The organism is Rhodococcus sp. IEGM 1406, assembly GCF_030056745.1.
Taxonomy (GTDB): domain Bacteria; phylum Actinomycetota; class Actinomycetes; order Mycobacteriales; family Mycobacteriaceae; genus Rhodococcus_F; species Rhodococcus_F erythropolis.
This window is the reverse complement of the sequence record NZ_JASHKO010000001.1, coordinates 343,199-359,747: the sequence shown is the minus strand read 5'-3', so window position 1 is coordinate 359,747 and position 16,549 is coordinate 343,199. Positions and strand designations below refer to the sequence as shown.

The following is a 16,549-nucleotide window of genomic DNA, read 5'->3' as shown; positions in this document are numbered from 1 at the left end:
CTGGAGCTATGCAATGCATCAAAGTTTCAGACCAGGTGGTACACAACTTTTTTGTACAAGTTTTCGAGCATTTCTGCACTTATCCACATCATCTATGCCCACATGCGACTGTTCTAATAGGAAGCTCATACAGAAAAATCTCTGGAAAAGTTGGGGCATCCATGACGGTCGATCTCGATTCCAAGCTCATCGCTGCTCTTCAACGCAATGGGCGAGCGACGTACCGCGAACTGTCCGTGGCCGTCGATGCCCCACGCGCGGCAGTGTCCACCAGGGTGCAGGCACTACTCGACTCGGGAACGGTGTCCGTGGTTGCCGTCGCACACCCCGAACTTCTCGGCCTGAAGGCACTCGCACACGTGTCGATCGCCGTGTCCGGACCGATGACCCCGGTACTGGACGCGTTGATCGGATCCGAGGCTGCGGTCTACATCTCGGCAGTCAGCGGGCAGTACAACGTGATCGCAGAACTTCGGGTGCCCAGCCACGACGATCTGTACCGCGCCATCGCCGAACTCCGCTCACAGCGTGGCGTCAGATCCGTGAGCACGCTGGTCTACGTCGACGTCATCAAGGGAATCTTCATGCCCGAAACCGCTTTACAAGCCGACATCCGACTCGATTCGACGGACGTCACCTTGATCGAACTGCTCGAACGCAACGGGCGCATGCCATTTCTCGAGCTGGCCGAACACACCGGCCTGTCGCCGAGCGCTGTGCGCAATCGCGTCAATCACCTGATCGCGAGCACGGCACTGCGCGTCGGCGCTGTCGTCAAGCGGCGAGGTGGTGGCCGGACGCTGGCGATGGGCATCGGCGTCAATCTGGGCTCACGGGACGACAACGCGGTATCGGAGATCGAGTCCCTGCCCGGAATCGAATTCCTCGCGCGGACCCTGGGACGGTACGACGTGATCGCGACGGTCGCCGCCAACTCGTCCAACGACCTCCATGCCCTGTCCGAGCGAATCCGGGGCATCGACGGTGTCAGCGGCTTGGAATCGTGGGCGCATCTCGAGGTTTTCAAGGAGCACTACGCCCGCAGCCTGGACGTACGCGGATAATTCCCAAGTCATTGACCCACTCGTGAGAGCACGCTAACCTCGGACAAAGTCATTGACTCACTTACCCGAGGTGGCACACATGTCCGACTCCGGACGCAAGGTAGACATCGTCGCTGCGGCGATCGAGGAGGCGATATCGACCGGCCGATGGTCCGTCGGATCAAAACTCCCGCCGGAGACCGCACTGGTCGAGGAATTGGGAGTCGCCCGAAACACCATGCGCGAAGCGGTACGGGCGCTTGCACACGCCGGAGTCCTGTCCGTTCGTCACGGTGGCGGCGTGTACGTCATGGCGGCGTCGCCGGTCGAAGGACTACTCGGGCGCAGGCTCGCCAGAGGTGACGTTCTCGACGTACTGAGCCTGCGACGCGGACTCGAAGTCGAAGCCGCGCGACTTGCAGCGCAGCGCCACACCCCCGAAGATCTCGCGCGGATACATGCAGCCTGGAATGCCCACCCCGGTCACGTCGGCGGCTTCACTGTCGAAGCCGGCATGGCCCTGCACCTTTCGATCGTCGAGGCGTCCCACAATTCCGCACTGATCGACGTCTACCGGGGAGTCCTTGCCGCCGTGACGGATTCGCTGTCCGCCGTCAGTGTCGGTCCAGGTTTCCACGTCGACGAGCACCGACCCTTGATCGCTGCCATCGAGGAACGCAACCCCGACGAAGCAGCGCGCGCGGCGGGCGCAGCGCTCGATACGGTCATCGACGCAGTCGAAAGGAGCTTGGCGTGAATCAGGGAAACTGGAACGGTACGACCTATTCGCCTCTTGCCGAGCAACTCTCACCGGCATCGACGGAGGCACTTCGCTCGATCGGGCATGTGAGCACGGTGTACGACGTCTGCGCCGGAACCGGGAACTTTGCGCTCCCGGCGGCTCAGTCAGGCATGACGGTCCACGCACTCGACCTCTCCGCCAGCCAGCTCGAGGTCGCACGCGAACGCTGGATTCCCCACCCCGACACTACCCAACCCACCTTGACGATCGGCGATGCGCAGTCTTTACCCTGGCCGAATTCGAGTGCCGACGCCTGCGTCAGCATCTTCGGGATCATCTTCTGCCCCGACCCCTCGATTGCCCTCGCAGAGATGATGCGGGTGACCCGGCCAGGCGGAAAGATCTGCGTCGCGACGTGGTCGGAGAACGGGTGGGCAGCAGCACTCCGCAGAGAGGCCGCCTCGGCGTGGAATGGCATCACACCACTACCGACGACATGGTCGAGCTCGAGCGAATTCGAGAAGGCAGCAGCTGGATTGGAGTCGGTGAGCTCGGCCTCCCACCTGCTCGAGTGGCAACTACCAGCCGGATCGGATCCCGTCGAGGAACTGTGCGACCAGGCACCGGCGTTGAAGAACTTTCGCGAGGCCGTTCGAAGCACCGGGAATTGGGCTTCGATGTCAGCGCACCTCCGCTCGACGCTCGAGCCCTATCTCAGGTCGAGCGCGGCCGGCCCCGTCGCCACCAGCGAATACATCCTCCACGTTGGCACTGTCCCGAACTCTGACACCGCGTTCTTCCGAACGCGCGGGTAACCCTCTTTGCCGGATACGGTCTCTTCACCGTCCACCGACCCGAAGAGGCCCGCTCGATGTCCGAATCGAACTCCCTGCCCGAATTGAAGCAAGCATCGCAGCAAGCATCGAAACAAACGTTGTCCATGACCGTCCTCATGACGCCGGACATGTCCAATTTTTCGGGCAACGTTCACGGCGGAACGATTCTGAAGTTTCTCGACCAGGTCGCCTATGCGTGCGCGAGTCGATACGCCCAGACGTACGTCGTGACCCTGTCGGTGGATCGTGTGGTGTTCCGCGAACCGGTGCATGTCGGAGAACTCGTCACGTTCAGCGCTTCCGTCAATTACACCGGGCGCACCTCGATGGAAATCGGAATACGCGTCGAAACCGAAGACATTCTTCTCGGAAAATCTCGACACACCAATAGTTGCTACTTCACGATGGTCGCAATGGGCAGCGACGGAAAACCGGCCGAGGTAGCCCAACTCCGGCCGACCGGAACAATCGCGAGGCAGCGATTCGAGGCCGGTCGTCGGCGTCGTGAACTGCGCAGAGAGAACGAGCTTCGTGAACAGTCCATCCGGGCTGCAGTTCGGGACTTAACGCCCGAACACGATGACTAAATCCAGTAAAAATTTAAGTTATAACCTTATGCATTAAACTGATCGAGTGACTTCGAAGGCACGGGAAAACTATGACGTTGTGATTGTCGGCGCGAGCATCGCGGGATGCGCGGCCGCAATCATGTACGCCCAGCAGGGTCTGCGGATAGCGCTTCTCGACGCTCGCTCCGACATCCGGGCGCACAAAGTCCTGTGCACTCACCACCTACAACCCTGCGGTGCCCCGATCTTGCAACGACTCGGCGCCACGGAAAAACTGCTCGCCCTGGGAATGGTGGAAACCGTTCCGAAATTCTGGACCCCGTGGGGAATGATCACCCCTGATGCTGCAGAGAACTCACCGCCGCCTGGATTCAACGTCCGAAGGGAAACTCTCGACCCCCTCCTGCGCCAACTCGCGAACGACTACCAGAACGTCGACCTTCTTCTCGGACATCGTGTTTCCGGACTACTGACCAAGAACGGCACTACTGCAGGCGTCTACGGCACCGAACAGGGTTCGGCCTTCACTGTCGAAGCACGATTGACCGTCGGAGCAGACGGCAAGGATTCGACCGTCGCACGATCCGCGCGTTGCGACTCGGTGAGTGCGTCCAACGGGCGCTTCAGCTACTTCGCTCAACTCTACGGACTCGAACGACCCGACGGAGAATCTTCATTGTCGTGGTTCATGGATCCCGACGTCGCCTATCTGCTCCCCAACGACGGCGGAATCAGCGTGCTGGTCGTCTTCCCTGCCCTCGACAAGCTCGGCCCGTTCACTGACGACCTGTCTACTGCTTTCCTCGCGTACGCCAACGCATTACCCGGCGCTCCGCCAGTTCGCCGAGAGCACATCTTCGGGAAGATCGTTGGTACCAAACACTTCTCCACAACCCTCACCGACCCGGTAGGTAACGGGTTCGCACTCATCGGCGACGCCGCGGCAACCAACGACCCGTTATGGGGCATCGGATGCTCGTGGGCACTGGAGACCGCTCAGATGCTGGTCGACGCGACCGCCCAAATGCTGACGGAGACGACGTCACACACACTCGACTCGCATCGGAACGTGAATGCTGCCTTGACCGAATACCGCAGTGCCAGAGCGAGTATGACGAAACACATCGATTACATGAGCGGTTACGCCGGAGGGCGAAAGTTCACCGCGATCGAACGTCTGCTCATCTCCGCGGCCACCCATGACCACGACGAAGCCCAAAGGTTCTACTTGTTCGGTTCCCGGTTGATACCCGCCGAGCAGTATCTCTCGACTCGCTCGGTCGCGCGGGCAGCACAAAAACATCTCAGACACCGTCTGCGTCGTAGATCTGTGGCCGGGACGTAATCTGCCAAGCGTTTTTTCGGCGCCGGCAACGGGGAACCCTCCGATCGCAACCGAGCCGGAGGAGCGACCATGCGTGCACACATCGCCATTCCGAGTGAATCGACTTGTCACAGGTACGTAGTCGCCGTCGCCAGCTCCACCTTCGCCGAATCGGTCATCTGGTGCGACGGCCCCGCGTTCGACGCAGTACTCGTTCTGGGCAGCGAGATTCCGCAGCACAGTGGCCACCGAGCCGTACTCGCCTGGAATCACTACTTCGGGTGGGCGCTCGGCGTGGAAACGACACCGGATACGTCGTTCGCCGTTGTCGAATGCCTCGGTATCGGGAGAATGCCGGACCCGGAACTGTGCGCCGACCGCGCTGTCGAGTTGATTGCCCAGGCGGGTAGTTAAGGAACTCGTCGCGCGGCGCGCAATCCAGCGGGCATAGGATCGAGCGCGAGTTTCGCACGCCCGACGAAAGAGAGCCCGACATGGACCCGGTGAACAGGCCTGCCGGTCAGCTGGCTCTCGAGAACGAACCGGACGGCAGGGCGACTTTGCGGGCGCGTCAGACGCCCCGCAGTGAGCGTCGCAAAATCGGGAAGGGCCTGCGCAAGCGAGTAGCACGATCGTCGCTCGGTGACTGGACGCCCCCGCCCAACCGACGCGATCCGGTCGATCAGGTCAACACGGCACACGAGGGAAGACTCGACTGGTTGGTTCCGATTCGTGTGGGACGCATGGTCGCTTCACCGTACGGTTTCCTGCGCGGTACCGCCGGCTTGATGGCAGAGGACATGGCGCAGCTCCCGTCCACCGGCATCACTCCCGTCATCTGCGGGGATGCGCACGTCGGAAACTTCGGGTTCTACGGGTCCCCGGAACGCGAACTTGTCATAGACCTCAACGATTTCGACGAAGCACATCCGGGCCCCTGGGAATGGGACCTGAGAAGGTTGGCTGCGAGCATCTGGGTGGCCGGGCGGCAGAACGGTCTCACCGAAGCTCAATGCGAAACAGCGACAACCTCGTGTGTGTCCGCATATCGCCTCCACTTGGCAAAGCTTTCCGAGCGTCCACTGTTCGATCGCTCCTTCGACCGGGTCGATCTCGACGGACTGACCGACCACGTCACTGATCCCGGGTTGCTGGCCGAGATCCGACGCGCCGCGGAGCGCGCCCGACGGCGTACGAGCGATCACGCGGTTCCCCGGTTCACCGTCGAGGATCACGGACGGCGCCAGTTGGTCGAGAACCCGCCGCTCACAACACGACTCACGCCGCAGGACACCGACTTCCTCCTGGAGGGTCTGGACGAGTATCTCGAAACCCTTGCACCACACTGGCGCCGAGTCGTCTCGGGATACAACGTCATCGACGTTGCGCACCGGGTTGTCGGAGTCGGAAGCGTCGCTCTGCGTGCGTATGTCGCCCTGTGCGAAGGGAGCATCCCGGACGACGTCATCTTCTTGCAGCTCAAGCAGGCTCGCCGATCCGTCGTCGCCCCCTTCGTGCACGGTGACTCGGCCTGGCACGACCATCAAGGACGACGCGTCGCGGAATACCAGCAGGCTCTCCAGACAGTCAGTGATCCACTGCTCGGGTGGTGCACCGTGGACGACCGCCAGTACTACGTCCGTCAGTTCCGGAACATGAAAGGTTCTGTGGACCTGAACAATATCGATGCAGCAGCCTTGACCGACTATGTCGCGATCTGCGGTCGCCTACTGGCCAAGGGACATGCACGAACCAGTGGCGCGTCACTGATTTCCGGTTACCTGGGAACCTCGGACACGGTCGACACCGCCCTCACCCGGTTTGCTCGGCTCTATGCCGATCAAACCGAACGTGACCACGACGCTCTGTGCCGGGCGGTATCGGCCGGTACGATCGCCGCGGAGCCGGGAATCTGATCCCTCACGCCGCGACGATCCTGCCCTGCTCGAACTTCACTCCTCCCCAGATTCCGGTCTGGCCAGTGGCAGAGGCGAATTCGCGACACGATTCCGCAATCGGGCACCTGTTGCACACGTCGGTCGCGTAGTCGTATCCTTCGGACGGAAAGGGAAACCAGCGGTCCGGCTCGGGGTCTCCTCGACATTCCGCCTGCCACCAGGTTCGGTCGTCCGAGATCGGCAGAAGCTCAGCCAGATTCGAGATTTCGTCAGCGCACATCACTTACTCCTTTCGACCGTCACGTCCGACTCAATTCACGCCAGATCTTCTGCTGCACTTTCTCGATGCGTCGAGGTGCCTTCGGTTCCCACAGCAGCCGCATGCCGGCCTCAGCCGGTGTGCGATCCGCTTTGCGCTGATTGCAGGAACTGCAGCACGCCACCAGATTCCCCCACGTGTTGGGCCCGTTGCGGCTTCGCGGCTGGACGTGGTCGATGGTCGTTGCTCTGGCGGCGCAGTACGCACATTGACGACCGTCCCGGTCGAAGATGCCGGCGAAGGTCGCTCGGCTGGAATCGGTGACCGTAACCCGTTGGGCGACATACACGTACTCGGCAAGCAGGATCGTCCGAGGCAGTGGGATCTCGACGTGCTTGGAGCGCACCGGAAATATCGGGATCACGTCTTCGGTGGACTGCGCAGAACCGGTGGCGATCAGGACGACCGCACGATCGGCGCTCACTTCACCGAGGTACTCATACGTTGCGTTGAGTACCCGGACGGACCGGTTCATCCAGCTGTGAGAAGCGGCGGTAGATGCGCGGTTCGGGTTCCGCATGAGACGTCTCAGTTCATGTCGAGGAGTGGAACTCCTGGACACGAGGACGGGTCAGGAGCAAATACAAGAAACGGGGAACGGCATATATCCAGCGCCACTCTGTTCCCCGAATGCAGGAAGGGAAATGCCGCGGGGTGAGTGCCCGCGCAGGTGCAACGCTTGCTTCGAGTCGCGCATGCCTGTCCCCTTCCACTTCTTGTTCTCTTCACCGACGATTGCCGGCGCCCATCATCACACGGAAGGCATCCTCGGCGATATTGATTTATCAGGCCGGAACAGCCGTCCAGCAAAGGCCGCGGTTTGACGCCGGAACACGCGGCTTGATCGAATGAGCCATGACTTCGTCGTACATCGACCTACGCTCGGACACCGTCACCAAGCCTGATGCGGAGATGCGGAAGGCGATGGCTGACGCCGAGGTCGGTGACGACGTCCTCGATCACGACCCGACCATGGCGGCGCTCGAGGAAGAGGTCGCACATACTCTGGGCTTTCCGGCGGCCTTGTGGGTACCGAGCGGATCGATGGGCAACCTGATTGCGCTGATGCTGCACCTTCGCCGCGGCGATCAGTTCCTCGCACCGGAACACTCTCACGTCTTGGGGTCAGAGTTGGGCACCGCTGCTTGGCTCGCACAGGGAATGCCGATGGCGCTGCCGCACGACGGCGGACCCGGACGTCCCAGTCCCGAGACCGTCGTGAAGGCGGCGGGCTCCCCCGGCCCGTACTTCACGTTGAACACCACGCTGCTCTGTCTCGAGAACACCCACAATTTCGCCGGCGGCGCTGTCATGAATCCGACGGAGTGGACGAAACTGGTCGACGCAGCGCGATCACGCGGCTTGAAGATTCACCTCGACGGCGCCCGCCTCTGGAATGCCGCTGCTGCACTCGATGTTTCGCCCACCGAACTGACTTCCGGCGCCGATACCGTCCAGGTGTGCCTGAGCAAGGGACTCGGTGCGCCGGTCGGCTCGATTCTGGCCGCATCACCTGAATTGATCACCGAAGCCCGAAGGATCCGCAAGATGCTCGGCGGCGGCGTTCGTCAGGGCGGGGTGCTTGCCGCAGCCGGCATCGTCGCGCTTCGCTCACAAGCTCGCCTGTCCGACGATCACGACAATGCGCAACGCCTGGCGTCGGGCCTTCGTGAACGCGGTTGGGCTGTCGACGAACCCGCAACCAACATCGTTCTCGCCGCCACAGCCGATCCGTCGGCCACCGTTGCTCAGCTCGCCGCTGTCGACGTCGGTGCAGTCACCGTCGCCGGGAAGGTTCGGTTCGTGACACATCGAGACGTGAGCACTGCCGACATCGACGAGGTTCTGTCCCGACTAGCCGCCTGAGCTACACCATCAGCGGTTGAACCTCCTGCGCGACAAGGCGAATGAACTCGCGGACGTCCGGCTCGTCAACGGTCGGTTGGAGTACCACGGTGGTTGCACCCGCGTCCACCCATCGCACTGCTGCGGCCGCAACGTCGGCCGCGGTCCCCACGGCAATCGCTTCCTCCGGCGACTCGCACCCTGACGCTGCGGCCTCGGCAAGGGCGCGCTCACGACCGCTGGAACCAAATGCACAGATGACGTAAACGACCACCTCGAGATCCTGCGCTCCGATATGAGCGATCGCCCGGCGAACGCCTTCCGGGGTCGTCCCACCCGAGAGCACGGTGCCCTGCGCCAACTCACCACTGAGCGCCAAAGTCTTTGGCCCCGTGGCACCGACGAGCAACTGCGGCACCTTCTCGGGCGGCCACGCCAGCTTGACGTCCGTGAGATTCACGTATCGACCGGATACCGTCACCGACTCACCGCGCAGTAATCGCTCGAGTGCTCCGAACTGCTCCCGGAGGAGGGTCAACGGCGATTCGACCTTGGCGCCGATCTGCCGCATCCAACTCTGAACGCCGTGGCCGAAGCCAACCCGCAGTCGATCCGGATGAACTCTGGCCAGCGCCGAAATCTCCATCGCCGTGATCGCGGTGTTGCGCATCGGCGTCGGCAGCACACCGATCGCCACTCCCAGGCGCGTGGTTTCGGCCAATACAGTTGCAGCAGTGGCTATTCCTCCACCGAAGAAGCAGTCCTCCCACAGCCAGACCTCGTCGATACCGACTTCGTCGGCATACCCCGCATGCCGAACCAGATCTTCCGGGGATTGCTCCGGGCGCAGGACCACGGCAATCCGTGCGGCGCTCATGCCGTCACCAGAAACGCAGCGATCTCGTCAGCTGTTCGGCGACCCTGTTCGCGTCCGAGTTCAGCTGCCGGGCGCCTTGTCGCCGGCGAGAGGGAGTTGGTTCCGATCGCTTCCACGACGGCGTCGTCGGCGAAGATCGCCAGTACCCGTGACTGCGTCATCGCGTCGATTTCCTCTCGTAGGCTGCCGCCCAGCAGATTCGGGGCGGGATCGGCAGCAGGTGAAAGAACCACGACCACATCGCAGTCGGCAGCCAAATGAACATTCGAGCCACTTGCCATTCCGCCGTCCATGTACCGGTCGCCCTCGATCATGACTACCGGCCACACCCCTGGTACGGCGCAACTTGCTCCGACTGCGTCGATCAGTTCTACGCCGTCAGCACTGCCGAACACCCTCACCTCACCGGTTTGTGCGTTGATCGCCGGGATGCGCAACTCCCGCTCGGGCCACAACCGATTGGGCAGCCTTGCCTCGATGACCGCACGACGCACGGCGGGTTCGACGGTGTCGGCGGCCATCGCTGCCTCGCCGAGCGCACGAAGTTGTTCGGACCGATCCGCGGAGCCCGCGATCGCGTCGACGAACATCTGACCGAGGACCTCGACATCTACCTCCGGATCGATCTCACCGGTCGCAGCGGCCGTTTGTGCGTCGAAAAGCTCCTGAAGTGTCGCGCCGCCCGCAATCTGAGCGGTCACGGTGGAACCTGCAGAAGTGCCGATCAATACGTCCGCTGCCAGCAGCGCTGCGGCAGCGTCCGGCGATTTGTCCTGAACGCCCAACAGAAAACCGGTTTCCCAGGCGATTCCCGCAACGCCGCCACCGGCAAGTACCAACCCCAATTTCACGCCGTCCACCTCTCGTCGATCACGATCCGTGCCCGAAGTCGACGTTAGACCTACTCTGAAGTGATGTTCATGCGCAGCGCAAAGACATTTGTTCCCGACGCACTCCGCGGGTTGATCGGATCCACCGACGACATCGCGTGGAACCCCGATCCCGGATACCTCACTCGTGCACAGCCCCTTCCACGCGGGCGAGTCGCGCTCGTCTCCGGCGGCGGCTCGGGTCACGAACCCATGCACGCCGGATTCATCGGCGAAGGAATGCTCACGGCCGTCTGTCCCGGGTTGATCTTCAGCTCACCCAACGCACTGCAGATCCATGAAGGATCCAAAGCTGCCGACGCCGGTGGCGGCGTCCTGCACATCGTGAAGAACTACACCGGCGACGTGATGAATTTCGGTATCGCACGGGAACTACTCCGCGAGGACAAGATCGACACGGACGTCGTCTTGGTCGACGACGACGTCGCGACCGAACGCGCAGACGGTAGCGGCCCGGGGCGACGCGGCACTGCGGCAACGATCGTGGTGGAGAAGGTCTGCGGCGCGTCGGCCGCCCGCGGTGACGACCTGGCCGAGGTGACCCGGATCGGACAACACGTCGCGCACTCGGCTCGCAGCATGGCCGTCGCTCTTCGCCCATGCACCTTGCCGGGGGCTGACGAGCCGTCGTTCGACCTACCGGACGGGCAGATGGAACTTGGTATCGGAATCCACGGCGAACGCGGCACAGAACGCGTGGACGCCCTGCCCGCACCGGAATTGGTGCGACGGCTGACGGATCCGATCATCGAGTCCCTGAGTCTCGCCGAAGGTGATCACGTCATTGCGGTCGTCAACGGGCTGGGAGCCACCCACCCAATGGAGCTGCAACTACTGTTCGCCGAACTCGGAGACTATCTGGCCGACCAGGGAATTCACATCGAGCGGACGCTGATCGGAACGTTCGTCACTGCATTGAACATGGCCGGAGCATCCATCACCCTTGTTCGCACAAACAAAGAAATCCTCGAATTATGGGACGCACCAACAAAAGCGCCCGCCTGGCCGAATGCTATGGCACGTGAGTACAGCGGCATGGGCAAGCGTGAATCATTCGGTCCCACATTCACACCCGACACCTCACGCACTGCCGAAAGCAGCTTCGTCGGCGGCTGGATTGCGGACTGGGCCGCGAAGGTACTGGAGCAGGAACCTGCCCTGACCGATCTCGACCGACGAGCAGGAGACGGCGACTTCGGGACCAACATGGTGGCCGCACTGGATCAGCTCGACATCTCGGCGATCCGTGACACCTATTCCACTGCAACGATATTCGATGCAGTCTCCCAGGCGTACCTCGGTCACGCCGGCGGTACGTCCGGCGCGTTGTTCGGCATCTGGTTCCGGCATTTCTTCCGCGTCGCCGCAGAATCAGCGGACTCCGAACTCGACCTCGGTGCGATCGCGACTGCAGCACGGGCGGGGCTCGACAACATCACCTCGCTCGGCGGCGCACGCGTCGGCGACAAGACGATGGTCGACGCGATAGTTCCGGCGGTCGAGTCGTTGGAGCAATCCGTGAACTCGGGAGCCGATCGGGACGCTGCTCTGGCCAGCGCAGCGGCAGCGGCGGCGGCCGGCGCGGAGTCGACCGAAACCATGCTCGCGAACCGCGGACGTGCAAGTTATGTGGGCGAAGCCGCTCGCGGAGTGGTCGATCCGGGAGCGCTACTCATAGCGTGGTTTTTCGCTAGTGCAGTGGGTCACTAGCGAGCACTTCGCAGCTGTGACTAATCTGGCAGCCACAGCACATCGTTTGTGAGGGCCCGTGGGCAAAAGCACCGGTCTCACACACCACACAGGAGCAGCCCATGCTGAGCACCATGCAAGACGCCCCCCTCTCCATTGCTCAACTTCTCCGCCACGGTGCCTCCGTTCACGGCGCTTCCGAGGTTGTCACGTGGACCGAGTCCGGCCCGCGCCGTGTGTCATACGCAGACGTCGGCAAGCGCTGCGCACAGCTTGCGCACGCCCTGCGCGGACTCGGTGTCGAGGGTGACGAGCGAGTGGCCACGTTCATGTGGAACAACTCCGAGCACCTCGAGGCGTACCTGACGATCCCCTCGATGGGTGCTGTGCTCCACACGCTGAACATTCGCCTGTTCCCCGAGCAGTTGATCCACGTCGCCAATCACGCCGAGGACCGCGTGATCATCGTCGATCCGTCCCTGATTCCGCTTCTCTCTCCGCAGCTTCCGTCGCTGACAACCGTCAAGCACATCATCGTCACCGGTTCCTCCACTGCGGGACTCGAAGCTCCCGAGGGCGTGCAGGTTCACACATACGAGGGCTTGATCGCCGATCAGCCAACCGAGTTCGACTGGCCCGAGGTCGACGAACTCAGTGCTGCCGCAATGTGTTACACGTCCGGCACCACGGGCGACCCCAAGGGCGTCGTCTATTCCCACCGCTCGATCTACCTGCACTCCATGCAGGTCTGCATGAGCGACGGCCCCAACCTCGCGCAGGGCGATCGTGCACTCGCGGTGGTGCCTCAGTTCCACGCCATGTCGTGGGGACTTCCCTACGCTGCGTTCATGATCGGCGCCTCGCTGATCATGCCCGATCGCTTCCTCCAGCCTGCTCCGTTGGCTGCGATCATCGCCAGCGAGAAGCCGACGTTCGCCGCGGCCGTACCCACCATCTGGCAGGGCCTGCACCTCTACCTCGAGCAGAACCCACAGGACATCTCCTCGATGCGTGAGGTTCTGATCGGCGGCTCCGCGGTACCGCCTGCCCTCATGCACGCATTCGAAGCCGACCACAACGTCTCCGTCCTGCACGCCTGGGGCATGACCGAAACCTCCCCACTCGGATCCGTTGCCCGCCCGCCGGCCGGTGTCACCGGCGACGCGATGTGGAAGTACCGCTACTCTCAGGGCCGCTTCCCGGCATCCGTCGAGGCACGTCTCATCGACGATGACGGCAAAGTTGTTGCACACGACGGCGTTTCCGTCGGCGAGCTCGAAGTGCGCGGCCCCTGGATCACCGGGTCGTACTACGGCGTCGATGCGGAAGACAAGTTCAACGACGGCTGGCTCAAGACCGGTGACGTTGGATCCATCACGGCCGACGGCTTCCTGAGCCTGTCCGACCGCTCCAAGGACATCATCAAGTCCGGCGGCGAATGGATCTCATCGGTCGACCTCGAGAATGCCGTCATGGGTCACCCCGACGTCACCGAAGCTGCCGTCATCGGCGTGCCGGACGAGAAGTGGGACGAGCGCCCGTTGGTCGCGGTAGTTCTGCGCGCCGGATCCGAGACCACGATGTCCGAACTCCAGCAATATCTTTCGGACAAGGTCGCCAAGTGGCAGCTCCCCGAGAACTGGGCTGTGGTTCAGGAAGTTCCGAAGACGAGCGTCGGCAAGTTCGACAAGAAGCGTCTGAGGGCCGACTACCACGAAGGCGGACTCGAAGTCACTCGCCTCTGACACGGAGTGAATGCTGAAGTATGAATACTGAAGGTGGGCAACAGGTTTTCACTCTGTTGCCCACCTTCGTTTAGCGAGCAATGCACTTTACGGACGATAACCGACCGTGTGAAAAGCGATGTCGACGTACTTCTGCGCCAATTGCGTCGGCGACATCGGCCCGCCGGTCTGGAACCAACGCGGCAGTGACTGCGCCATACCGAGTATGGCCCGGACGGTCTCCTCGGTGTCGGTGACCGCGAAATCTCCCGATGCCACACCGTCGTCGACGATCCTGCGCATGAGCAACTCGAGCCGCTTACGACTGGCGGCGTATCGACTTCGGCTTTCCGGTGAGACATGCCGAATCTCGGTGTCCAACGCAGCATGCCGCGACCGGTGGGTCATGTAGAGAACAATTGCCTCCACAACCAAGGCGAAGCGTCGTACCGGATTTTCGCCGGCTTCCACCTCTGCCGCTTCGGTTCTGGTATTCAGCTCACTCATCGAGATCTCGAACAGAGCGACGAGGACTGCCTCTTTGTTCGCGTGGTGATAGTAGAGCGCGGGAACGGTTACCCCGACACGGTTGGCAATCTGCCGCACCGTCGTGCCGTGGTAACCGTTCTCGTCGAACAGCTCGAGCGAAGCCATCAGGATGTCGGTCATCACCAGCGGCGGGAAAGTCCTCCAGTCCAATGCCACCGAATTCACGGGCTCCACCTCGCCAGTCATGAATAGCCGAAATTACCGCGGTGCCATACGGATTGCACCGTCGAGGCGGATCGTCTCACCGTTGAGCATAGGGTTGGAGACGATATGCGCAGCAAGCGCGCCGTACTCGCTGGGATCACCCAGGCGAGAGGGGTGAGGCACCTGCTGACCCAGCGACGCCTGGGCGGCTTCAGGCAGTCCGGCCAGCAACGGGGTCTTGAACAGCCCGGGAGCGATGGTGTTGACGCGGATCAGCAGCGACGCGAGGTCACGGGCGATGGGGAGCGTCATACCGACGACGCCACCCTTCGACGCGGAGTACGCAGCCTGCCCGATCTGACCGTCATAGGCTGCGACGGAGGCGGTGTTGATGATGACGCCGCGTTCACCGTCGATGGGTTCGGTCTTCGAAATACGTTCCGCAGCAAGACGAAGAACGTTGAAGGTGCCGATCAGGTTGACGTCGATGACCTTCTTGAACGCGTCGAGCGGGAAAGCACCCTTCTTGCTGACAGTCTTGACTGCGTTGCCGATTCCGGCGCAGTTGACTGCCACGCGCAGGGGTCCTAGGGACTCGGCCACATCGAGTGCAGCGGTGACCGCAGCCTCGTCGGTGACGTCTGCAGCCGCGAAGCGGACCCGGTCGCCAAGTTCCTTGGCGATGGCTTCACCGTTGGACGACGGAAGGTCGATGATGACGACGCTGGCACCGTCGGCAAGAAGGGCTTTGGTCGTAGCCAGGCCGAGGCCGGATGCTCCACCGGTGACGACGGCGACGCTGTCGTTGACGATCATGAGAGTTCCTTTCGAAAGGTTATGTGTTTCAGATGCGTTCGATGATGGTGGCGTTGGCCATGCCGGCGCCCTCACACATGGTCTGCAATCCGTAGCGTCCGCCGGTGGCCTCGAGATGGTTGACCATCGTGGTCAACAGTCGAGTACCCGAGGACCCCAGGGCATGGCCGAGTGCAATCGCGCCGCCCCACGGGTTGAGCTTTGCCGGATCGGCGCCGAACTCGTGAGCCCAGGCGAGTGGAACGGGAGCGAAGGCTTCGTTGACCTCGTAGGTGTCGATGTCGTCGATGCTCAGACCCGCGCGAGCGAGCACCTTGTGGGTGGCTGGGATGGGTGCGGTGAGCATGAAGATCGGGTCATCGCCCGCAACGGAGAAGGAATGGAAACGAGCTCGCGGCGTCAGCCCCAGCTTCGACGCCATTTCTTCGCTCATGATCAGTGCTGCGGACGCGCCGTCGGTGAGCGGCGACGAGTTACCGGGAGTGATCGACCACTGCGCCTCGGGGAAGCGCTGCGCGTACTTCTCCGAGTAGAACGACGGCTTCAAACCGGCGAGTCCCTCGGCGGTAGTAGACGCGCGAACCGTCTCGTCGACGATATGCGAGACGGTCTCACCGGCGGCGTTGGTCACCGAGATCGGCAGAATCTCCTTGTCGAAGAGCCCCTGCGCCGCAGCCTCTGCTGCCCGCTGGTGGGACTGCGCAGCGAATGCGTCGAGAGCCTCGCGGTCAAGCTTCCACTTCGCGGTGATCAACTCCGCGGAGATGCCCTGATTGACCAGGCCTTCGGGGTAGCGAGCCGCGATGCCCGGACCGGAAGCATCCTTCCCCATCGTCGCGGTACCCATCGGGACACGACTCATGGATTCGACGCCTGCCGCGATCACGATGTCGTAGGCCCCGGCGATCACGCCTTGAGCCGCAAAGTGCGCAGCTTGCTGACTTGATCCGCACTGGCGATCGATCGTGGTGGCGGGTACCGACTCGGGGAACCCTGCCGACAGGACCGCGCTGCGGGTGATGTTGAGCGCCTGCTCACCGGCCTGGCCGACGCAACCGCCGATCACGTCGTCCACCAAGGCGGGGTCGAGGCCGTTGCGCTCGACAATCGACCGAAGGACGTGCGCCAGCAGTTCGACGGGATGAGTCTCGGACAGCGCTCCACCGGGTTTGCCCTTGCCGGATGCGATCCGGACTGCATCGACGATCACTGCCTTGGTCATCTTCGTTCCCTTCGAGGACGTGCATTGCTGGGGCGGTCCGGCACCCGAGTTCGTGGCACCGG

At 62.6% G+C, this 16,549-nt stretch carries 17 protein-coding genes; 10 read left to right on the top strand and 7 right to left on the bottom strand.

Annotated elements, in window-relative coordinates; translation table 11 throughout:
- Positions 1-161: 161 nt before the first annotated feature.
- The 7 genes from QM596_RS01690 (at position 162) to QM596_RS01660 (ending at position 6,430) form a co-directional block, all read left to right on the top strand.
- On the top strand, positions 162-1,064 hold the full coding sequence (locus tag QM596_RS01690) for an Lrp/AsnC family transcriptional regulator (RefSeq protein ID WP_046379499.1): 903 nt from the start codon (positions 162-164) through the stop codon (positions 1,062-1,064).
- 79 nt (positions 1,065-1,143) lie between these two features.
- Entirely contained in the window at positions 1,144-1,800 is a 657-nt protein-coding gene (locus QM596_RS01685) for a FadR/GntR family transcriptional regulator (RefSeq protein WP_283307922.1), read from the top strand.
- Positions 1,797-2,600, top strand: a complete 804-nt coding sequence (locus tag QM596_RS01680; protein WP_283307920.1) for a class I SAM-dependent methyltransferase — start codon at positions 1,797-1,799, stop codon at positions 2,598-2,600. Before QM596_RS01685 ends, QM596_RS01680 begins: the two co-directional genes overlap by 4 nt.
- 56 nt (positions 2,601-2,656) lie before the next feature.
- Positions 2,657-3,208: an acyl-CoA thioesterase gene (locus QM596_RS01675; protein ID WP_133727290.1), complete on the top strand. Its 552-nt coding sequence runs from the start codon at positions 2,657-2,659 to the stop codon at positions 3,206-3,208.
- A 46-nt stretch (positions 3,209-3,254) separates the two neighbouring features.
- Complete coding sequence (locus QM596_RS01670; protein WP_283307919.1) at positions 3,255-4,535, top strand: NAD(P)/FAD-dependent oxidoreductase; 1,281 nt, start codon at positions 3,255-3,257, stop codon at positions 4,533-4,535.
- A gap of 69 nt (positions 4,536-4,604) precedes the next feature.
- Complete coding sequence (locus tag QM596_RS01665; RefSeq protein ID WP_019745820.1) at positions 4,605-4,928, top strand: DUF6292 family protein; 324 nt, start codon at positions 4,605-4,607, stop codon at positions 4,926-4,928.
- Between the two features lie 80 nt (positions 4,929-5,008).
- Positions 5,009-6,430 carry a DUF2252 domain-containing protein gene (locus QM596_RS01660; RefSeq protein ID WP_019745821.1) on the top strand — a complete coding sequence of 474 codons (1,422 nt, stop codon included), beginning with the start codon at positions 5,009-5,011 and terminating at the stop codon, positions 6,428-6,430.
- Positions 6,431-6,434: 4 nt separating this feature from the next.
- On the opposite strand, the gene QM596_RS01655 is transcribed toward QM596_RS01660, so the two are convergent.
- Both QM596_RS01655 and QM596_RS01650 read right to left on the bottom strand, forming a co-directional pair.
- The gene (locus tag QM596_RS01655) at positions 6,435-6,692 is read right to left on the bottom strand and encodes a WhiB family transcriptional regulator (RefSeq protein ID WP_003943196.1); all 258 of its coding nucleotides are present in this window, start codon (positions 6,690-6,692) and stop codon (positions 6,435-6,437) included.
- Between the two features lie 19 nt (positions 6,693-6,711).
- A complete protein-coding gene (locus QM596_RS01650) occupies positions 6,712-7,251 on the bottom strand; it encodes an HNH endonuclease (RefSeq protein ID WP_283307918.1) in 540 nt (179 codons plus the stop codon).
- A 335-nt stretch (positions 7,252-7,586) separates the two neighbouring features.
- Here QM596_RS01650 and QM596_RS01645 point away from each other — a divergent pair, with 335 nt between their 5' ends.
- Positions 7,587-8,597 (top strand): threonine aldolase family protein, encoded by a 1,011-nt coding sequence (locus QM596_RS01645; protein ID WP_019745824.1) that lies wholly within the window; start codon positions 7,587-7,589, stop codon positions 8,595-8,597.
- Between the two features lies 1 nt (position 8,598).
- Here QM596_RS01645 and QM596_RS01640 read toward each other — a convergent pair whose 3' ends face one another.
- Both QM596_RS01640 and QM596_RS01635 read right to left on the bottom strand, forming a co-directional pair.
- Positions 8,599-9,453, bottom strand: a complete 855-nt coding sequence (locus QM596_RS01640) for an LLM class flavin-dependent oxidoreductase (RefSeq protein ID WP_020971177.1) — start codon at positions 9,451-9,453, stop codon at positions 8,599-8,601.
- Positions 9,450-10,313 carry a patatin-like phospholipase family protein gene (locus QM596_RS01635; RefSeq protein ID WP_283307916.1) on the bottom strand — a complete coding sequence of 288 codons (864 nt, stop codon included), beginning with the start codon at positions 10,311-10,313 and terminating at the stop codon, positions 9,450-9,452. Before QM596_RS01635 ends, QM596_RS01640 begins: the two co-directional genes overlap by 4 nt.
- A 54-nt stretch (positions 10,314-10,367) precedes the next feature.
- Between QM596_RS01635 and QM596_RS01630 the strand changes: the two genes are divergently transcribed.
- Both QM596_RS01630 and QM596_RS01625 read left to right on the top strand, forming a co-directional pair.
- Positions 10,368-12,053, top strand: a complete 1,686-nt coding sequence (locus QM596_RS01630) for a dihydroxyacetone kinase family protein (RefSeq protein WP_166655074.1) — start codon at positions 10,368-10,370, stop codon at positions 12,051-12,053.
- Positions 12,054-12,154: 101 nt separating this feature from the next.
- Positions 12,155-13,777 (top strand): long-chain fatty acid--CoA ligase, encoded by a 1,623-nt coding sequence (locus QM596_RS01625; protein ID WP_019745828.1) that lies wholly within the window; start codon positions 12,155-12,157, stop codon positions 13,775-13,777.
- Between the two features lie 87 nt (positions 13,778-13,864).
- Here the strand turns inward: QM596_RS01625 and QM596_RS01620 are convergent, their stop codons facing one another.
- From QM596_RS01620 to QM596_RS01610, 3 genes are read right to left on the bottom strand one after another with little or no spacing between them, the layout of a single operon-like run.
- Positions 13,865-14,491, bottom strand: a complete 627-nt coding sequence (locus QM596_RS01620; protein WP_024487571.1) for a TetR/AcrR family transcriptional regulator — start codon at positions 14,489-14,491, stop codon at positions 13,865-13,867.
- A gap of 12 nt (positions 14,492-14,503) precedes the next feature.
- Positions 14,504-15,265, bottom strand: coding sequence for a 3-hydroxyacyl-CoA dehydrogenase (locus QM596_RS01615; RefSeq protein WP_003942978.1), 762 nt, complete (start codon positions 15,263-15,265; stop codon positions 14,504-14,506).
- Between the two features lie 28 nt (positions 15,266-15,293).
- Entirely contained in the window at positions 15,294-16,487 is a 1,194-nt protein-coding gene (locus QM596_RS01610) for a thiolase family protein (RefSeq protein ID WP_283307915.1), read from the bottom strand.
- Positions 16,488-16,549 lie beyond the last annotated feature (62 nt).